Origin of the sequence: Streptomyces olivochromogenes, from assembly GCF_001514115.1 — a bacterium.
Classification (GTDB): domain Bacteria; phylum Actinomycetota; class Actinomycetes; order Streptomycetales; family Streptomycetaceae; genus Streptomyces; species Streptomyces olivochromogenes.
Genome location: NZ_KQ948541.1, coordinates 1 through 865, shown reverse-complemented (window position 1 = coordinate 865; position 865 = coordinate 1). Strand labels below are relative to the sequence as shown.

Sequence of the window (865 nt, the reverse complement as noted above, 5' to 3'; positions counted from 1 at the left end):
GGACACGTTCAGCGACGGCGAGTTCATCCCGCTCGGCTCGCACCTCCGTCAGCTGCTTGGCCAGCTGTTCCTCGAGTTCGTCCAGCTCCGCCCGCCGCGCGGTGATCCGTTTCAGCAGCTCGGGAACCATGTACCGGATCGTAAAAGGCCGCCCGGCCCCAGCGAGCAGGAATCAACGAACCCCGGCTCCGTCAGACGATCTACTCCTCAGACAGCACCCCCAAGCAGCGCTGTTCGCCTGGCATCGAGGCCGCTACCGGTAAATGATCTCTACCGCAGGCAGCCCACGACCAGCACAAGCACCTGGAACAGTGTCACTGGGCCGGGATCGGCTGGGTCAGGTTCACCGGGTTGCCGTCGGGGTCCTGAATGTGGGCGACGCGCTGTCCCCACGGCATGTTGTTGGGGCCGCTACGGACCGAGCCGCCCAGAGCCTCCACGTGGCCGAGCGTCTCGTCGACGTCGTCGACACCGATGCTGAGCAGCATCCGCGGTGCCGCCCCGGTCCCCAGGTCCGTCTTGGCCACCAGCCCGAGGTCGGTGTCGCCGATGCGCAAGCCGCGGTAGAAGGCCGGCCCTTCCTCCGGTACCCGGAAGATCTCCTCGGCGCCGAACAACTTCGTATAGAAGCCGAGCAGGACGTCTTGGTCGGCAGTCAGGATCACTGGCTGGATGGTGGACATGGCACTCCTATCGAGAACGGTCGTGTCGCTGGGTAGACCGTTCGCGGACGGTGAACTCATCGGCAAACCCGCCCTGCCAGACGATCTACGCCCCAGACTGCCGTTCACGACCAGCGTGAGCACCCCGAGAACCGGTCACACGAGCCCCTTGAACTGCGGTTTCAAGTTGGCGAAGGCTCAGT

At 65.1% G+C, this 865-nt stretch carries 1 protein-coding gene; it reads right to left on the bottom strand.

Annotated features, from left to right (window positions below; genetic code table 11):
• Positions 1–314: 314 nt before the first annotated feature.
• Complete coding sequence (locus AQJ27_RS51480) at positions 315–683, bottom strand: VOC family protein (protein WP_067386030.1); 369 nt, start codon at positions 681–683, stop codon at positions 315–317.
• Positions 684–865: the final 182 nt, after the last annotated feature.